1 protein-coding gene is annotated in these 1,927 nt (G+C 51.4%); it reads left to right on the top strand.

Going from position 1 to position 1,927, the window contains the following annotated elements:
- Window positions 1-18: 18 nt before the first annotated feature.
- Window positions 19-1,927: phage tail protein (locus U8U68_RS21140; RefSeq protein ID WP_437124462.1), on the top strand; the 1,909-nt coding region annotated here is incomplete at its 3' end.

Genomic DNA, 1,927 nt, shown 5'->3' with positions numbered 1-1,927 from the left:
GATTTAGGCGTTGAGGGCATGAAGGCTTTAACAAACCTGAACGGCGAAATTAGCACCACAACGGACGCGCTTTCCGCGATAAACGCGGTGAAATATGATGATTTTGGATCGGCAATGTCCGGCTTGGGGCGCGTCCTGAAAACAAATTTTGTTCTTCCCATAGGGCAAGAGGCGTTACCCGCCCTTTCGGATTTTGTCAATGAGCTTTCGGCGGGTGCGGCTTCCGCAAACGGCGATATTTCTAAAATGGCTGACACATTCGGGACAGCCCTTGCCGGATTGGTGGAAGACTTTTCGACGATCCTTCCACAGATTACAGAGTTTGCAACCGAAATTGTGTTAGGGCTGGTTGACGGGCTTGTAACAAGCCTTCCGACAATCAGCACAGCGGCGGTAGAAATGATAAACGCGATTGTGCAAGGGCTGATTGGGGCCTTGCCCGCGATTGCAGAAGCCGCAACGCAAATTATCCTTTCTTTGATCGACGGGCTTATAAGCGTTCTTCCCCTTCTTCTGGAAGGGGCGGTGCAGATTGTTCTTGCGCTGGCAAACGGGATCGGGGAAGCGTTGCCGCAGTTGTTACCGAAGATCGTTGAAGTCGTGGTTGCAATGGTGCAAACGCTGGTTGAAAATATCCCTATGTTGATCGACGCGGCATTACAGCTTATAACAGGGCTTGCGCAAGGGATTATAAACGCGGTTCCCGTTTTGGTGGCCGCGCTTCCTTCCCTGATAACGGTGTTGATTGACGGGCTTCTTTCGGCAATCCCGCAGATCATTCAAGCGGGTATTTCCCTTTTCACTTCTCTTGTACAAGCCTTGCCGCAGATTATTGAAACAATCGTTGCGGCGATCCCGCAGATTATAGAGGGGCTTATAACTGCCTTAACTGGCAGTATACCGCAGATTATTCAAGCAGGCATTGAATTATTTGTGTCGCTGATTCAGGCATTGCCGGAAATTATTGCAACGATTGTCGGGGCAATCCCGCAGATTTTGGCCGGACTGCTGACCGCCTTAACAAACAGTATACCGCAGATCATTCAAGCGGGCATTGAATTGTTTGTGTCGCTGATTCAGGCATTGCCGGAAATCATTACAACCGTTGTTACAGCAATACCGCAAATTGTTTCTTCACTGGTGACAGCCCTAACAAACAGTATACCGCAGATCATTCAAGCGGGCATTGAATTGTTTGTGTCGCTGATTCAGGCATTGCCGGAAATCATTACAACCGTTGTCGCGGCTATACCGCAAATAATCACTTCGCTTGTAACGGCTTTGGTTGGAAGTATACCGCAGATCGTACAAGCAGGCGTGCAACTGTTCGTTTCGCTGATAAAAAATCTTCCGACAATCATTGTTGAAATCGTGAAGGCCGTGCCGCAGATTGTAACGGGCATTGTGCAGGCATTTTCTAACCTACGCGGGGAGCTTATCAACGCGGGCGGCAATCTGCTTCGCGGGTTGTGGGAAGGTATCAGCGGGGCGGCGGGCTGGTTGTGGCAACAGGTGTCCGGCTGGGCTTCTAACCTTGTATCGAACATAAAGGGGTTTTTTGGCATTCACTCCCCTTCCACCGTATTTGCGGAAATCGGTTCGTATATGGGCGAAGGCGTAGGCGTGGGCTTTGGTGACAGCATGGGCGGCGTTTCTTCTGAAATGACCGCCGCAATGGGTGGCGCGGGGGAAATGACCGCCGCCGAAGCGGTGCGTTCGGTGAACGACGGCATTATATCCAACGTGGCCGCGCTGGACGGCGCGGTAACGGCCATTGTGCAACAGGTAGTAGCCGGAATGACGGCGCAGGCTGGACAATTCGGGCAAATAGGCGTAGATATGGCCGCCCGCATTTCCGAAGGCATAATAAACGGGCTGGGCAGTATAACGGGCAAGATGGCCGAAGTAATACAATCCGTTATTACGG

The organism is Acutalibacter intestini, from assembly GCF_034334985.1.
Classification (GTDB): domain Bacteria; phylum Bacillota; class Clostridia; order Oscillospirales; family Acutalibacteraceae; genus Acutalibacter; species Acutalibacter intestini.
The sequence above is the reverse complement of the archived record's forward strand: the minus strand, read 5'-3'. Positions and strand labels throughout refer to the sequence as shown.